This window comes from Mesorhizobium zhangyense (assembly GCF_011045115.1).
In the GTDB taxonomy this organism is placed as follows: Bacteria; Pseudomonadota; Alphaproteobacteria; order Rhizobiales; family Rhizobiaceae; genus Mesorhizobium_M; species Mesorhizobium_M zhangyense.
On sequence record NZ_JAAKZG010000001.1, the window covers coordinates 533,900 to 547,878 of the forward strand.

The following is a 13,979-nucleotide window of genomic DNA, read 5'->3' on the forward strand; positions in this document are numbered from 1 at the left end:
AAAGATGTCGCGGTCAGATAACGCATCGGAACGGCGATTGCCATCCCGGCGCGGACAAGCGTCACATTCGCATTGCGGCATTCAGGCGGTCGATCATGGTCAGCGCGTGCTGCTTCTTGTCGAGGTTGTAGGTTTCCGTCTCAGATATAGCCATTAGCGCTTCCTGCCAAGCATCGGAGAGCTTTTTTGCGCGCGCAAGGTCGCCGGCGCGGGCCGCATTGCTTGCCGAATCCGACAGCCTGTCGAGCGCATGCCGGTTGAAGATGTCGAATCGGATCGCCTGATCGCGGGCGGCGACAACGTCGGCAAGCTTGTGCGCCGCGCCAACTTCCAGCCCTTGTGCATCCGCCAGCGTGTCGATCGCCTCGGCAATTTCCAAGCCGCCATATTGCGTCAGAAGGATGGCGGCGCGTGCGCTGCCCCCAGCGCGCTCGGCAAGGGCCGCACGAGCCTGCTCACCATCCGGCGGCGGCGATTCAGCGCTGGCAAGAACCTCCATCAAGTCTTGCGGCGTCAGCGGCGAAAGCCGGACCGTCTGGCAGCGCGAGCGGATGGTCGGCAGCAGGCTGCCCGGCGAATGCACGATCAGGATGAAGACGGTGCGCGACGGCGGTTCTTCAAGGTTCTTGAGAAGCGCGTTCGCCGCATTGGTGTTCATGTCGTCGGCGGGATCGACTATGACCACGCGGTAGCCGCCGTCATGGGACGTCATCGACAGGAAGCGGTTCACCTTGCGGATTTCATCGACGGTCAGAACCGTCTTGAAGTTCTTCGTCTTGTCGTTGAGCGGCCGCGTCAGGTGCAGGATCGCGGGATGCGCGCCCGTGGCGATCTGCCGAAACAGTGATGACGCCGGGTCAGGATTGGCAAGTGCTGCCGGAGCCGATTGGCTCGACGGATACTTCAACAGATGATGCGCGAGATGGAAGGCAAGCGTCGCCTTGCCGATGCCCTGCGGGCCGGCGAGAAGCAGGGCATGCGGCAGCTTGCCGGCGCGGTAGGCCGAGGCAAGCATCTCGGCTACCTCGCAATGCCCGAAGAGCTGCGGATTTTCCGAAGGTTCCGGCACGCCGTCGAGCGTGTCGTGCTGTTCGGGTGCGATGCGTTCAAACATCAAGCCTCCTGCGCCCGGTCGCCAGCGGCGCCCGCATGGGCTTCCAGCGCGGCAAAGACTGCCGCGGTGACCACATCCTCGACGTCATGCGGCTTCTGCGCCGCGTCGATGACGACGCAGCGTTCCGGCTCTTCGCGGGCGATCTCCAGATAAGCCTCGCGGCGCTTGCGGTGGATCTCCAGCGTTTCCTTCTCGAAGCGGTCAGCGACTTCATCACCGCGCCGTACGGTTGCGCGTTCCAGTCCCATTGCCGGATCGATATCGAAGATCAGAGTCAGGTCCGGCATCATGCCGTTGACCGAAACACGCTCGATCGTGGCCATGAATTCCGGTTCGAGATTGCCCGCCCCGCCCTGATAGACCCGCGACGAATCGACGAAACGGTCGCAAAGCACGATGTTGCCGCGCTCGATCGCCGGGCGGATCACCTGCTCGATATGGTCGGAGCGCGCCGCTGCAAACAGCAGCGCTTCCATTTTCGGGCCGAAGGATTCAGCAGCGCCAGACAGGATGACATGGCGCACCGCTTCCGCTCCGGGAGAGCCGCCGGGCTCGCGCGTCACGGTCAGGCCGTAGCCCTTGGCGCGCAGTTTGTCGGCCAGCCGCTTGATCTGCGTCGACTTGCCGGCCCCCTCGCCGCCTTCGAAAGTTATGAAAAGTCCGCGCGCCAATTCAGTCCATTCCTCGTTTAGCCGGATGAATTGATCCGAACCAGCCGAACCTGTCTTATGCCGCGCACGCCGAAAGGTCTATGTCTGCGGTGCCTTGCGCAGCCAGCCAACGAGCAGTTCGCCGACCGCGTCCAGCGCGCGCTGATGCAGCGAGCCGAGCCCGACGCTCTCGCCCGCATAGAGCGGCGTTTCCTGGCTGAGCGTGTCGCCGATCGAAACGCGTAAGGTGCCTATCTGCGTGCCCTCCTCGACCGGTGCAACGATCGGGCCATCATAGACGATGCGCGCATTGAACCGATCCTTGTTGGTGATCGGCACAAGAATCGAAACCGGTCCCTTGGCCTTCAGTTCGACACCGGATTTGGCGCCGCCATAGACGGTGGCCTCGGCAACCACCTCGCCATCGGCGAAAAGCTCGGTCTTCTCGAAGGAACGCAGGCCCCAATCCAGCAGCTTGCGGGCTTCTTCCGCGCGCTCGCGGTCGCTGGTCATGCCGCTGAGAGCCGCAAAGATGCGCCGGCCGTCGCGGCTGACCGAGCCGACGATGGCATAGCCGGACTCTTCGGTGAAGCCCGTCTTCATGCCGTCGGCGCCGATATCCATGGCCAGAAGCGGATTGCGGTTGCGTTGGGTGATCTTGTTCCAGGTGAAATCGCGCTGCGAATAATATCTGTAATATTCCGGGTAGGTTTTCCAGATGTGCATGCCGAGCTGCACGAGTTCGCGCACCGTGACGACCTGCCCTTCGGCCGGCAGTCCGGTCGAATTCACGAACACAGACTTGGTCAAGCCGAGTTCGCGTGCACGGTCGGTCATCAGCGCAGCAAAGTTGGCTTCCGAACCGGCCATGCCTTCCGCGATGATGATGCAGCCATCGTTAGCCGACTGCACGACGACGCCCTGGATCAGGTCTTCGAGGCGGATGGTCGACTTCAGCTTGGCGAACATGGTCGAGCCGCCCGAGCTTGCGCCACCGGTGCGCCAGGCGTTTTCACTGACTGCGAACGTGTCGTCCAGCGTATAGCGCCCTGCCTTGATCGCATTGAACACGACTTCCATGGTCATCAGCTTGGCCAGGGATGCCGGCGGAATCAGCGCGTCGGCGTCTTTCGAGAACAGGATCGAACCGGTTTCGGCATCGACCATGAAGGCCTGCTTCGCTTTTGTTTCAAAGAGTTGTGCCTGTGCTTGCATAGACAGCATGAAGACAAGCGCGAAGCCGAAAACCGCAGCGAAGGGAGAAGACCTGACTGACATGGTGAGTCCCGTTGCCTGGACGATGCACGGACGGTAACAGGCTTTCGGCGACAGGATCAACCTTTCGCCGTCAAGCCTTGCATCACGTGTTTGGTAGCTGGATCAGTTGCGGATCGTCATCGCGTCCGGCGCGCCGTGCGACCATGCCGTTTCGAGCATGTCGTCCAGCGAGGTGCGCCCGTCGCTGAAAAGGCTGACCGTGTAGAACGTGGTGCCATCGGCCATCGATTTCTCGACCGTTGTCTTGCCGACAGCAGAAAGCGCTCGGGAAAGTCGGTCTGCCTCACCCTTCGAATGGAACGTACCGACCGCGACGTAGGCCACGAACGCATCCGGCGGGGTCTGGCTCGCATTGAGCCGCTTCCAGGATTGCGTGACGTCGTTTGCCGACATGCGCGTGCCGTCGAGCGCTGCGAAGGCGTTGGCTGCGCTGTGAATGCGCTCGTCTGCATAGGACATGGTGGCAAGAGCAAGCTGCGTCGGTGCGCCTTGCGGGCGCTCCGGAACGATCGGGCCGAATTCCGGCAGCACGATATTGCCGAACGCAACCGATTGCGCTGCCGAGCCAGAAGCTGGCGCAAATGGCGGCGCGTCGGTCATCACGCCGGGGAACGGAGTTGCCGCAGCGCTGCCGCTTGGCGTTGCGCCGTTCATGGCGATCATCACGCCGGTAGGCAGGCCGTCCGAAGGATCGGGCGCGGCATTGCCCGGCCGGTAAGAGGCCATCAGGTATTGATCGTCACGCCCCTCAAGCGGCGCGCGGCCGACATATTCCACCTGCACCTTGGCGACGCCGACATGCGAATAATCCAGCATGTCTGCCGCCTGCTTGGACAGGTCGATGATGCGGCCATCCGAATAAGGCCCGCGATCGTTGACGCGGACGATGACGGAACTGCCGTTCTTCAGATTGGTGACGCGGGCATAGCTGGGCAGCGGCATCGTCGGATGCGCTGCCGTCAGATGCGTCATGTCGTAGATTTCGCCGTTCGCCGTCAGGCGGCCATGAAAGGCGTCGCCATACCACGAGGCAGCGCCGACCTTTTTGTAGCCCTTGTCTTCCTTCGGGTAGTACATCTTGCCGCGAACCATATACGGCTTCCCGGTCTGGTCGCGACCGCCGCCGCGCGGCAGGTTTGAGCGCAAATTGGAGACGCGCGGGCTCGCCTTCACGCCATATTCGGATTCGGCGAAATACTCCTTGGACCGCTTCTTGCCCGCAACAGGCTTCGACGGCGCAGACGCGCAAGCCACGAGAGCTGCGGCGGAAAACGCCAGAATGGCAATGGTGGAAGCGCGGCGAAAATGCCCGCGCGCCAGAATAAGCATTACTGATGGTCCCCAGACGTTCTCATGCACCTACGCAGAACATGTAAAGGGACACCTCGAACAACGCCGCACAGCGTCTGGCATCCCTACCCCAACTCTCCTTTTACGCAGGAATTAATTAGCACGCTATTAACCGATTGTGTTCGCAAACGGGCAAGAATGCGGCGAGCGCCGGTCACGATATATTAGCGCGTGTCTTGAAAGCTGTTGCGATACTCGCGCGGTGTGAGGCCTTTCAATGCCTTGAATTGCCTGTTGAAATTGGCGAGGGTTTCATATCCGACAGCGTCGGCAATATGCGCGACAGGTCTTTCCGTTCCCGAAAGCATCGCGCAGGCCTCGCCCACTTTCAGGCGCATGATGTAGTCCGAGATGGAAACATGCGCATGCCGCCGAAACAGGCGGTGGAGGCCCGACGGGCTGAGGGCTGCGACCTCGGCCAGTTCGCCAAGCGACAGGCCGGAGGCGTAGTTCAGATGGATATGGTCGAGCACGCGATCGAGCCGTGAGCGATCGACGCCAGCACGCACAGGAACGCTTCTGGCGCTGGCAAGGGGTTCGGCGCCTGCATCCTGCGCTAGCATGTTGAGCACACGCAGAAGGCTGAGCAAGCGCTCGTCAGGCGATCGCGAGAACAGGTCTTCGATCAGCGGACGTGCACGGTCGGCATAGGACTGTCTAAACCTCAGGCCGTTTGCGGCGCGCTCCACCATGGACGCAATGGCGCTGAATTCGACGAGTGTGGCACTCAGCGTGTTTGCCCAACTGGGTAGAAACCACATCACCAGCGCGACGTGCGGCGCGCTGTCTTCAATCTTCTCGGTCGAATGCCATGTGTGCGGCAGGTTCGGGCCGATCAGCACGAGGTCGCCGTCGTCGTAGCTTCCGATGTGATCGCCGATGAAACGCTGGCCGCGTGAATTGCAGGTCAGCGTCAGCTCCAGCTCGGGATGGTGGTGCCATTGAAACGGAATCCCGTCATCGAGGCGACGATTGAGCATCGCCCAGGATGTACCCGGCTCAGGCCGCAATCTTTCCAGGAACGGCTTCATTCTGGCTTCTTTCAATCCAAAACGCCAAGATAGTATCAGTATGTGCCGTGCGAGTACAACATTGGGGGCCAGCAAGCGGTATCCTTCAGCATCATCATGGTTTGAGATGGAGGAGAAACCCATGGCGCATGCAACGGATTTGAAACAGGACGCCCACCCGACCTCGAAAAAGGTCACGACGCAGCTCAAGGACATCGAGAAGAAGCTGCCGCTACGGGTGTTGAGCGAGGCCGACTGGCAGCACTGGATCACCAGGGGCTATGTCATCGTGCGCAATGCGGTGCCGCAGGAGAATGTGCAGCAGCTCGTCGATCTGCTCTGGGAATTCGACGAGAAAGACCCGAAAGACCCCTCCACCTGGTATGCGCCGCAGCGGCGCGATCACCAGATGAAGGAGCTCAACGGCGCCGGCATGGTGGAAATCTACAATCACCAGTATCTGTGGGACAATCGCCAGATGCAACGCGTCTACGACGCCTTCGTCGACATCTGGGACATGGAAGAGCTGTGGGTGGCAATCGACCGCGCCAACCTCAACCCGCCCAAGAAGACGCCCGGCAATGTCAACGGCTTCATCCACTGGGACAGCGATACGTCGCTGCGCCCGCTGCCGATCGGCGTTCAGGGCGTACTTTCGCTCGTCAAGCAGGACGGCGATATCGGCGGCTTCCAGTGCATTCCCGAGTTGTTTTCGAATTTCGAGGAGTGGGTGAAGACGCAACCGGAAGACCGCGATCCGCACCACCCGGACCTGACGGGCCTGACCATAACCAATATAGAAATGAATCCCGGTGACCTGTTGATTTTCAACACACTTCTGGCTCACGGCGTGCGTCCGAACTACTCCAAAGACCGCGTGCGCATGGCGCAGTACATCTCGATGTTCCCAGCCGACGAGGATGATCTGGTAGAGCGCACAGCGCGCGTCACCTCATGGCGCGAACTGGAAGCACCGCAGCGCGCCTCCTTCCCCGGCGACCCGCGCGACTGGGAGAAGAAAAATGCCAAGACCGCCGAACTGACTGAACTCGGCAAGAAGCTGCTTGGCCTGAAGAACTGGCATTGATCTGAGACAAAACCGGCGGCTTCGCGTCAAGCGAGGCCGCCGTTTGTTCGTTTAATCGGCAGTCAGGCGTTGCCGTCGATGAAACGGTCGTAGTCCGAGACAAGCAGGCGCAACGGTGCTTCGTCTTCCTCGATGTTGGAAAAACGGCCGATCGGATCGGCAAAGATGTTGTCGGTGAGGTCGTCGTTGACCGTGGAAACTTCCCCAATCAGCACATCGCCACCCTCGCCCCAGAATGCGTGCCATACGCCCGGGAGCAGGGTCACGCTCTCGCCCGGATCGAGCTTCAACAGTCCGCCTGCCGGCAGTTTTCTCACCACGCCGTCGGTCGGAACTTCTACTTCCTTGTGGCGATCGATGCCGCCGTCTTCAGCCGGCATGAAAAGTTCCAGAACGAGCTTGCCACCGCCGCGATTGATGATGTCCTCGGCCTTCACGATGTGGCGGTGCATCGGCGACAGCTGGTCCTTGCGCGAGATCATGATCTTTTCGGCATAGAGCATGCCGGTGCCGCGCGTCAGATCCTCGGCGCGGCCATTGCGGACGGTGAAGAGGAACAGGCCGAGCTCGTCATATTTGCCCTGCCCGTAATCGGTGATGTCCCAGCCAAGGCGGGAATCGACGATACCGGCAGGCCGGCGCGTCTTCAGTTCCTCCGGCGACCAATAGGCGAAGGGCGGCATGACATAGCCGAAGGAGCGAATGAAGGCGTCGCCCTCGCGGATGATCTCATTGATGCGGGAGCGTTTCATGTCGAAGTTCCTTCATGTGTCGAAGCATCCATTCTGGACGCGGAAATCCTGTAGCGTGTGGTCCATCGTTCGCCAGCGGTGAAATTCCTTCCAAGCGAAAGACTGTCAGGCGCCTGGGGAGCAAAACGTGTGTCGTCGAACCAGGCGTTCACCGGCTCGATGCCGACACCGCGAAAGCTGCTCGACCATGGCGGCGCGCTGCGCCCGCGATCGGAGAGCCAGATCAATGCGGCGGGAAAATCATCCCGGTTCCAGTCGAGTTGAACGCGATAGCCATCATCGGGATAGAGAATCCTTATGCAGCCGGACGCACCGTCGATCTGGATGATCTCCTCGGCAAGACCGCTTGGCTGACTGGAAAGATCGGCAACGCTTCCGTTCTCCAGCGGAACCTGTTCAAGCGAGGCGAATATATCGTCGGGTTTCAGGCGCGACACGCCTGGTTCGACGATTTCAGGAAATGTATGGCCTTGCGAGAAAACACCCGGATCAAGCAGCAGCCTCTTGCCCTGCTCTGGCATCCGGAAAATCGGATGGAGCCCGACCGGCAGCAGGCAATCCGCCCGCGCTTCGACAGTCAGCGTGATTTCGACGGCCGCTTCGCCCGGCACACCGGCAATGTGGCGTTCGACCCGTTTGATCGGATGATCCGATGGATAGTCGATTGCCAGAGCGATCTCAGCCGCCGTCTCGCTTGTGACGTGCCAGGCATTGTTCGTGCCATAGCCATGATGATGCGGGTCGACCGGCGTCTTGCCGAACGGCACGCAGGCCCATTCGCCGCCAAGCTGGCGCAGATGCGCGGGGATGTCTGCGTTCGCAGCGATTTTCGGATCATTGATCCAAGGAGCCTCGGCCAACGGCATCACAGACGAACCGTCATCCAGAACCAGTGTCAGATTGTGAAGCGATCCACCGACGGCAAAGATTTCCGCATGGCCGCGATCCCAGGACAGCGCCCAGCGAGAACGCTCCGCAGATCGAGCGGATTCGTCGGCTGACAGGGCCTGATCGTTGGGCGCCAACACCGGCTTCTCCTCAGAGTATCCGCTGGCCGTTGGCCGGATCGAAAAACACCGCCTTGTCGAGATTGAAGGCCAGTTTCGTCTTCTGCCCGGCAACAACATTGACGTCGGCGCGCAGCCGCGCGGTAACCTGCTTCTTGCCAAGCCGGGTGACGGCGAATGTGTCGGAGCCCGCCGGCTCCACCACCTCGATCAGGCATTCGCTTTCGGCGATATTCTTGGCATTGCGGTCGGCGCCGTCACGGTCCGTCAGGGCCTCGGGGCGGATGCCGAAAATCACTTCCTTGCCGTCGTGTGCGGCAAGTCCCGCCGGGGCGTTCGGGATTCCGAGCGCCAAGGGCTCCATCTCGTCGCGATTGGTTGAAATCGACACGCCCGAACCGTTCTTCGTAATCGTCACCGGGATCAGGTTCATCGCCGGCGAGCCCATGAAGTCTGCAACGAACAGATTGGCCGGATTGTTGTAGATCTCGGCCGGCGTGCCCGATTGCTGCAGCAGCCCGTCCTTCAGCACGGCGATCTTGGTCGCCAGCGTCATCGCCTCGATCTGGTCGTGGGTGACATAGACGATGGTGGTGCCCATGCGCTGGTGCAGCCGCTTGATCTCGGTGCGCATGTCGACGCGCAGCTTGGCGTCGAGGTTGGATAGCGGCTCGTCGAACAGGAACACCTGCGGATCGCGCACCAGCGCCCGACCGATCGCCACGCGCTGGCGCTGGCCTCCGGAAAGCTGGCTCGGCTTACGGTCGAGCAGATGGCCGATCTGTAGCATCTCCGCGACTTGAGCGATTGCCTTGTCGCGTTCCGGCTTGGGCACGCCGCGGATTTCCATGCCAAACGCGATGTTTCCACCGACTGTCATGTTCGGGTAGAGCGCATAGGACTGGAACACCATGGCGATGTCGCGCTGCGACGGGTGCAGCCCGTCGATCACCTTGCCGCCGATGCTGATCGTGCCGCCGGTTGTCGTCTCGAGGCCGGCGATCGAATTGAGCAGCGTGGACTTGCCGCAGCCCGACGGCCCGACCAGCACGAGGAAGCCGCCCTCCTCGATTTCCAGATCGATGCCCTTCAGCACCTTCACATTGCCGAAGGTTTTTTCGAGATTGCGGATTTCGAGAAACGCCATGCCTTACCCCTTGACTGCGCCGGCCATCAGGCCGCGCACGAAATAGCGTCCCGCGATAATGTAGACGAGCAGCGTTGGAAGGGCCGCGATCATCGCCGCAGCCATGTTGACATTGTATTCGACGACGCCGGTCGAGGTGTTGACGACGTTGTTCAGCGCCACCGTCATCGGCATCGCGTCGCCCGTGCCGGCATAGGCGGAGGCGAACAGGAAGTCGTTCCAGATGTTGGTGAACTGGTAGATCACGGTGACGACGAAGATGGGCAGCGAGTTCGGCAGCATGATGCGCCGGAAAATCTGGAAGAAGCTCGCGCCGTCGATCTGCGCGGCCTTGATCAGTTCGGTCGGGAACGCCTCGTAATAATTGCGGAAGAACAGCGTCGTGAAGCCAAGGCCGTAGACGACGTGTACGAAAACCAGGTTGACGGTAGGATTGCCGAAGCCGAACGAATAGCCCGTGGCGTTGCGCAGCGTCATGCCGAAGCGGCCGAGGCTGCCCAGTACAGTCGCCATCGGCAAAAGCACAGACTGGAACGGAATGAAGCAGGCAAACAGCATCAGCCCGAACACCAGCGTGTCGCCGCGAAAGCGCCATTTGGTCAACACATAGCCGTTGAGCGCGCCGAGCAGCGTCGAGATCAGCACCGCCGGAACCACCATCTTGATGGAGTTCCAGAAATATCCCTTGATACCGGCGCAGGTCAGGCCGACGCAGGTTTCGCCCCAGGCTTTCACCCATGGCTCGAAGGTGGGCGATTGCGGCAAAGCGAGCATGTTGCCGCTCTGGATTTCGTCCATGGTCTTGAACGAGGTGACCAGCATGACGAACAGCGGCATCAGGTAGACCAGCGCAAAGAACGCCAGGAGGCCGTATATGACGATGCGGTTGAGCGTCCGCGAGCCGCCCGCCCCGGTTTTCCGCCGCTCGGAGATGGCCACAGTGCTCATCGCGGCCGCTCCCTCAGTTCGGAATAGAGATAGGGAACGATGATCGCGGTGAGGGTCATCAGCATGATCACCGCGCTGGCGGAGCCGACCGCCATCTCATTTCGCTTGAACGTGTATTCATACATGAAGTTGGAGGGCAGCCAGGCCGAGCCGCCGGGCCCGCCGCTGGTCAGTGCCACCACCAGATCGTAGGATTTGATGGCGAGATGCGCCAGGACGATGAACGCCGAGAGGAACACCGGCCGCAGCATCGGGATGATGATGCGGCGGTAGAGCTGGAACGACGAGGCGCCGTCGATCTGCGCCGCTTTCATGATCTCGCCGTCGATGCCGCGCAGGCCGGCCAGGAACATCGCCATGACGAAGCCCGACGCCTGCCAGACACCGGCGATCACCACCGTGTAGATGACGAAATCCTTGTTCTTGATCCAGTCGAAATGAAAGCTCGTCCAGCCCCATTGGTGCAGCGTCTGCTCAAGGCCGAGCCCGGGGTCGAGGAACCATTTCCAGGCAACGCCGGTGACGATGAAGGACAGCGCCATGGGGTATAGATAGATGGGCCTGAGCACGCCCTCGCCGCGGATTTTCTGATCGAGCAGGATTGCCAGGAACAGGCCGAGCGCCAGGCAGATGCCGATATAGAGAAAGCCGAAAATCCCCATATTGGTGATCGACGTGTACCAGCTCGACGGCGGATCGCTCTCGAACGTCCAGCGCCACAGGCGCTGATAGGCGCGCGGGCCGGTGAGCGTGTACGACGGAAAGGTCTTGGAATTGGTGAAGGACAGATAGACCGTCCACAGAATGAAGCCGTAGACGAAGACGATGGTGATGGCAAAGCTCGGAGCCAGAACCAGCTTGGGCAGCGCATCCTGCAACCATGCCCGCCCGGACACCCGCGTACTGCTCACCTGCGTGAGTTCTGTCTCGGTCTTGGCAACCGTGGTCATTGGTCCGTCCCCTCCCAGGGCCGTCTTGATCCGGAGACGGCGCCTCCCCCGCCGGGGGGCGGGAGAGGCTTCGTCGTTCAAAGGCTTACTTGGCGTCGTCGATCGCCTTCACGAGCTCTTCGACAGCCTGGTCGGAAGTCGTGATCTGGCCGTGGACGAATTTGGAGACCACGTCCTTGTAGGCATTGGCAACCGCCGGCGGCGCGCCATAGCCCTGGGCGAGCGAGCCGAACAGCGTGCCGCCATCATTGGCTTTCTTCAGGTCAGCGATGCCCTTCTTGCCGCAGGCATCGAAGTCGGTATCCGGAACGTCGGTACGGGCCGGAACCGAGCCTTTGACGACGTTGAACGCCGACTGGAAGCTCTTCGACAGTGTAGCGGTAGCCAACGCGACCTGGGCGGCCTTGCGGTCGTCCGGAACGTTGAACATGCCGAACATGTCGGAGTTGTAGATCACGCTGCCGTCGGTGCCCGGGAAGCGGTAGCAGTAGAAGTCGGTGTCCGGGGCTTTCTTGGCGGCAACGAATTCGCCCTTGGCCCAGTCGCCCATGACCTGAACGAGCGCATCACCCTTGATGACCATGGCGGTGGCGAGGTTCCAGTCGCGGCCCGAGAAGTTCGGATCGACATATTCCTTGATCTTGGCAAGGTTATCGAAGGACTTCTTCATCGTGTCGGACTTCAGCGATTCATCGTCGAGGTCGTTCATGGCCTTCTTGTAGAATTCGGGGCCGCCAGTCGACAGGACGATCGAATCGAACATGGTGGCTTCCTGCCAGTTCTGGCCGCCGAGCGCGAGCGGAATGACGCCTGCCGCCTTGGCTTTGTCGAGCAGCGCGATCAGCTCGTCAAAAGTCTTCGGCTCGGTGCCGCTGATCTTGTCCATGACGGCCTTGTTGATCCACAGCCAGTTGACCGAGTGGACGTTGACCGGAGCCGCCACCCACTTTCCGTCATAGACGGAGAATTTCTGCAGGGCTGCCGGCACCGACTTGTCCCAGCCTTCCTTGATTGCGGTTTCGGTCAGGTCGCCCATCACGCCGGCCTGCGCGTAGTCGAGAACCGTATAGCCGAGCATCTGCGAGGCAGTCGGATAGGTGCCGGCTGCGACCATTGCCTTCAGCGCGGTCATGGCGGCGTCACCGCCACCGCCGGCCACAGGCACGTCTTTCCAGGCGTAGCCTTCCTTCGCCAGATCGCCCTTGAGGACATTCAGCGCGGCCGCTTCGCCGCCCGAGGTCCACCAATGCAGCATTTCGACTTCCTTGACGTCGGCAGCTTTGGCGCCGCCGAGGCTCAAGGCAATGAGCGCCACACCCGCGGCGAGCTTCGTTATTGTACGCAATGACATGGAATCCTCCCAGATGGCATGGCTGCTGATTGCGCCAGCTGCAAATTTATAACGATATAAATCCGGGACCTGTCAAGGCATTCGTTCGTTTGATTTCGAATGACAAGGTATCGCTTTGAAAAAGCACCATTTAATTACGATTGATGGGCTATACGGCGCCACTGTTCAGTTTATTGATTTCCATTTATAACGATGTAAATTCGCTGGTTTTCGGCGGAAAGGACTGGGGCGATGGATGGTGCCGACAGAAGCGGCAAACGCGATGCGGGTGACGCAGGCACGGCCAAGCCGACGCTGCGGACGATCGCCGAGATAACGGGGCTCGCCGTCACCACCGTCTCACGCGCGCTCGGCGGAGCGCCGCAGATCGCGCTCGAAACACGCGAGAAGGTGCAGCGGGTGGCCGAGCAGATCGGCTATCTGCCCGATCGCGCCGCCCAACGCCTGCGCACAGGGCGCACCAACGTCATCTCGCTGGTGCTCGATCCCCACGACGAAATCCTCGGCTTCGGCACGTCTCTGGTCAGCGGCCTTACGGCAGCGCTTCGCGGCACGCCCTATCACCTCGTCATCACGCCGCATTTCGCCAATGTGCCGAGCATCGACCCTGTTCGCTACATCCTGCGCAACCGCATGGCCGACGGCATCATCTTCTCGCGCACCGAGCCTTTCGATGAGCGGGTGAAATTGCTCCTCGAACATGGATTCCCGTTCGTCTGCCACGGCCGCACCGAACTCGGGACCCCTCACCCCTATGTCGACTACGATAATTTCAGCTTCGCCTATGAGGCCACCCGACGCCTGATCGACAAGGGACGCAAAAGGCTGGCGATCATCCTGCCGCCGCGCCGCTTCACCTTCTTCCAGCATATCCAGTACGGCTTCATGCGGGCCGTGCGCGAAAGCGGCGTCGAGTTCGAGATTGCCGAAGGCATCGACCTCGACAGCGCTTCAGCCGATATCAAGGCGCAGATATTCGAGCGCATGGCACAGCCCAGCCCGCCGGACGGTTATGTCTGCAGCGGCGAGGTATCGGCCTTGGCCGTGATGGCAGCGTTGAGCGACCGCGGGCTCAGGCCCGGAACGGATGTCGGCATCGTCGCCAAGCAGACCTCCGGCCTGTTCAGCCTGATCCGCCCCCAGGTGGACACGATCTATGAGGATCTTGCCGATGCGGGCCTGCAAATGGGACGCCTGCTGCTCGACGCCATAGGCGACCGCAATCCGGGCGAACTCCAGGTGCTGCAGCAGCCGAAACTGAATTTCGGCAACGGCACCTGATCTGTGGACAATGCGCGCGGGCATCTCAAGGCCCATGTCGGCGGCAGCGTAGCC

Annotated in this window: 13 protein-coding genes; 2 read left to right on the forward strand and 11 right to left on the reverse strand. The window is 61.1% G+C overall.

Features of this window, described 5'->3' with window-relative positions; genetic code table 11:
- Positions 1 to 61 precede the first annotated feature (61 nt).
- The 5 genes from G6N74_RS02655 to G6N74_RS02675 all read right to left on the reverse strand — a co-directional run bounded on the left by G6N74_RS02655 (position 62) and on the right by G6N74_RS02675 (position 5,423).
- Positions 62 to 1,117: a DNA polymerase III subunit delta' gene (locus tag G6N74_RS02655; RefSeq protein ID WP_165113941.1), complete on the reverse strand. Its 1,056-nt coding sequence runs from the start codon at positions 1,115 to 1,117 to the stop codon at positions 62 to 64.
- The gene (tmk, locus tag G6N74_RS02660) at positions 1,114 to 1,785 is read right to left on the reverse strand and encodes a dTMP kinase (RefSeq protein ID WP_165113944.1); all 672 of its coding nucleotides are present in this window, start codon (positions 1,783 to 1,785) and stop codon (positions 1,114 to 1,116) included. The genes G6N74_RS02655 and tmk overlap by 4 nt, the downstream gene beginning before the upstream one ends.
- 78 nt (positions 1,786 to 1,863) lie before the next feature.
- On the reverse strand, positions 1,864 to 2,988 hold the full coding sequence (locus tag G6N74_RS02665; protein ID WP_246245627.1) for a D-alanyl-D-alanine carboxypeptidase family protein: 1,125 nt from the start codon (positions 2,986 to 2,988) through the stop codon (positions 1,864 to 1,866).
- A gap of 156 nt (positions 2,989 to 3,144) precedes the next feature.
- Entirely contained in the window at positions 3,145 to 4,371 is a 1,227-nt protein-coding gene (locus tag G6N74_RS02670; RefSeq protein WP_165113949.1) for a septal ring lytic transglycosylase RlpA family protein, read from the reverse strand.
- A 185-nt stretch (positions 4,372 to 4,556) separates the two neighbouring features.
- Positions 4,557 to 5,423 carry a helix-turn-helix domain-containing protein gene (locus tag G6N74_RS02675; RefSeq protein WP_165113951.1) on the reverse strand — a complete coding sequence of 289 codons (867 nt, stop codon included), beginning with the start codon at positions 5,421 to 5,423 and terminating at the stop codon, positions 4,557 to 4,559.
- A 121-nt stretch (positions 5,424 to 5,544) separates the two neighbouring features.
- Here G6N74_RS02675 and G6N74_RS02680 point away from each other — a divergent pair, with 121 nt between their 5' ends.
- On the forward strand, positions 5,545 to 6,489 hold the full coding sequence (locus tag G6N74_RS02680; RefSeq protein ID WP_165113954.1) for a phytanoyl-CoA dioxygenase family protein: 945 nt from the start codon (positions 5,545 to 5,547) through the stop codon (positions 6,487 to 6,489).
- 62 nt (positions 6,490 to 6,551) lie between these two features.
- On the opposite strand, the gene G6N74_RS02685 is transcribed toward G6N74_RS02680, so the two are convergent.
- From G6N74_RS02685 to G6N74_RS02710, 6 genes are all read right to left on the reverse strand, one after another.
- The gene (locus G6N74_RS02685; protein ID WP_165113957.1) at positions 6,552 to 7,241 is read right to left on the reverse strand and encodes a D-lyxose/D-mannose family sugar isomerase; all 690 of its coding nucleotides are present in this window, start codon (positions 7,239 to 7,241) and stop codon (positions 6,552 to 6,554) included.
- On the reverse strand, positions 7,238 to 8,269 hold the full coding sequence (locus G6N74_RS02690; protein ID WP_165113959.1) for an aldose epimerase family protein: 1,032 nt from the start codon (positions 8,267 to 8,269) through the stop codon (positions 7,238 to 7,240). Before G6N74_RS02690 ends, G6N74_RS02685 begins: the two co-directional genes overlap by 4 nt.
- A 10-nt stretch (positions 8,270 to 8,279) precedes the next feature.
- Positions 8,280 to 9,395, reverse strand: a complete 1,116-nt coding sequence (locus G6N74_RS02695; protein ID WP_165113962.1) for an ABC transporter ATP-binding protein — start codon at positions 9,393 to 9,395, stop codon at positions 8,280 to 8,282.
- Between the two features lie 3 nt (positions 9,396 to 9,398).
- Positions 9,399 to 10,343, reverse strand: a complete 945-nt coding sequence (locus tag G6N74_RS02700) for a carbohydrate ABC transporter permease (RefSeq protein ID WP_165113965.1) — start codon at positions 10,341 to 10,343, stop codon at positions 9,399 to 9,401.
- Positions 10,340 to 11,293, reverse strand: coding sequence for a carbohydrate ABC transporter permease (locus tag G6N74_RS02705; RefSeq protein ID WP_165113968.1), 954 nt, complete (start codon positions 11,291 to 11,293; stop codon positions 10,340 to 10,342). The genes G6N74_RS02700 and G6N74_RS02705 overlap by 4 nt, the downstream gene beginning before the upstream one ends.
- 85 nt (positions 11,294 to 11,378) lie before the next feature.
- Positions 11,379 to 12,644, reverse strand: a complete 1,266-nt coding sequence (locus G6N74_RS02710; RefSeq protein WP_165113984.1) for an ABC transporter substrate-binding protein — start codon at positions 12,642 to 12,644, stop codon at positions 11,379 to 11,381.
- 231 nt (positions 12,645 to 12,875) lie between these two features.
- On the opposite strand from G6N74_RS02710, the gene G6N74_RS02715 reads away from it, so the two are divergent.
- Positions 12,876 to 13,925 carry a LacI family transcriptional regulator gene (locus tag G6N74_RS02715; RefSeq protein ID WP_165113986.1) on the forward strand — a complete coding sequence of 350 codons (1,050 nt, stop codon included), beginning with the start codon at positions 12,876 to 12,878 and terminating at the stop codon, positions 13,923 to 13,925.
- Positions 13,926 to 13,979: the final 54 nt, after the last annotated feature.

Excerpts from the sequence above, each read along its gene's own strand:
- G6N74_RS02665 (WP_246245627.1), bottom strand. The coding sequence starts at position 2,988 with ATGCTGTCTATGCAAGCACAGGCACAACTCTTTGAAACAAAAGCGAAG.
- G6N74_RS02670 (WP_165113949.1), bottom strand. The coding sequence starts at position 4,371 with ATGCTTATTCTGGCGCGCGGGCATTTTCGCCGCGCTTCCACCATTGCC.
- G6N74_RS02675 (WP_165113951.1), bottom strand. The coding sequence starts at position 5,423 with ATGAAGCCGTTCCTGGAAAGATTGCGGCCTGAGCCGGGTACATCCTGG.
- G6N74_RS02680 (WP_165113954.1), top strand. The coding sequence starts at position 5,545 with ATGGCGCATGCAACGGATTTGAAACAGGACGCCCACCCGACCTCGAAA.
- G6N74_RS02685 (WP_165113957.1), bottom strand. The coding sequence starts at position 7,241 with ATGAAACGCTCCCGCATCAATGAGATCATCCGCGAGGGCGACGCCTTC.
- G6N74_RS02695 (WP_165113962.1), bottom strand. The coding sequence starts at position 9,395 with ATGGCGTTTCTCGAAATCCGCAATCTCGAAAAAACCTTCGGCAATGTG.
- G6N74_RS02700 (WP_165113965.1), bottom strand. The coding sequence starts at position 10,343 with ATGAGCACTGTGGCCATCTCCGAGCGGCGGAAAACCGGGGCGGGCGGC.
- G6N74_RS02705 (WP_165113968.1), bottom strand. The coding sequence starts at position 11,293 with ATGACCACGGTTGCCAAGACCGAGACAGAACTCACGCAGGTGAGCAGT.
- G6N74_RS02710 (WP_165113984.1), bottom strand. The coding sequence starts at position 12,644 with ATGTCATTGCGTACAATAACGAAGCTCGCCGCGGGTGTGGCGCTCATT.
- G6N74_RS02715 (WP_165113986.1), top strand. The coding sequence starts at position 12,876 with ATGGATGGTGCCGACAGAAGCGGCAAACGCGATGCGGGTGACGCAGGC.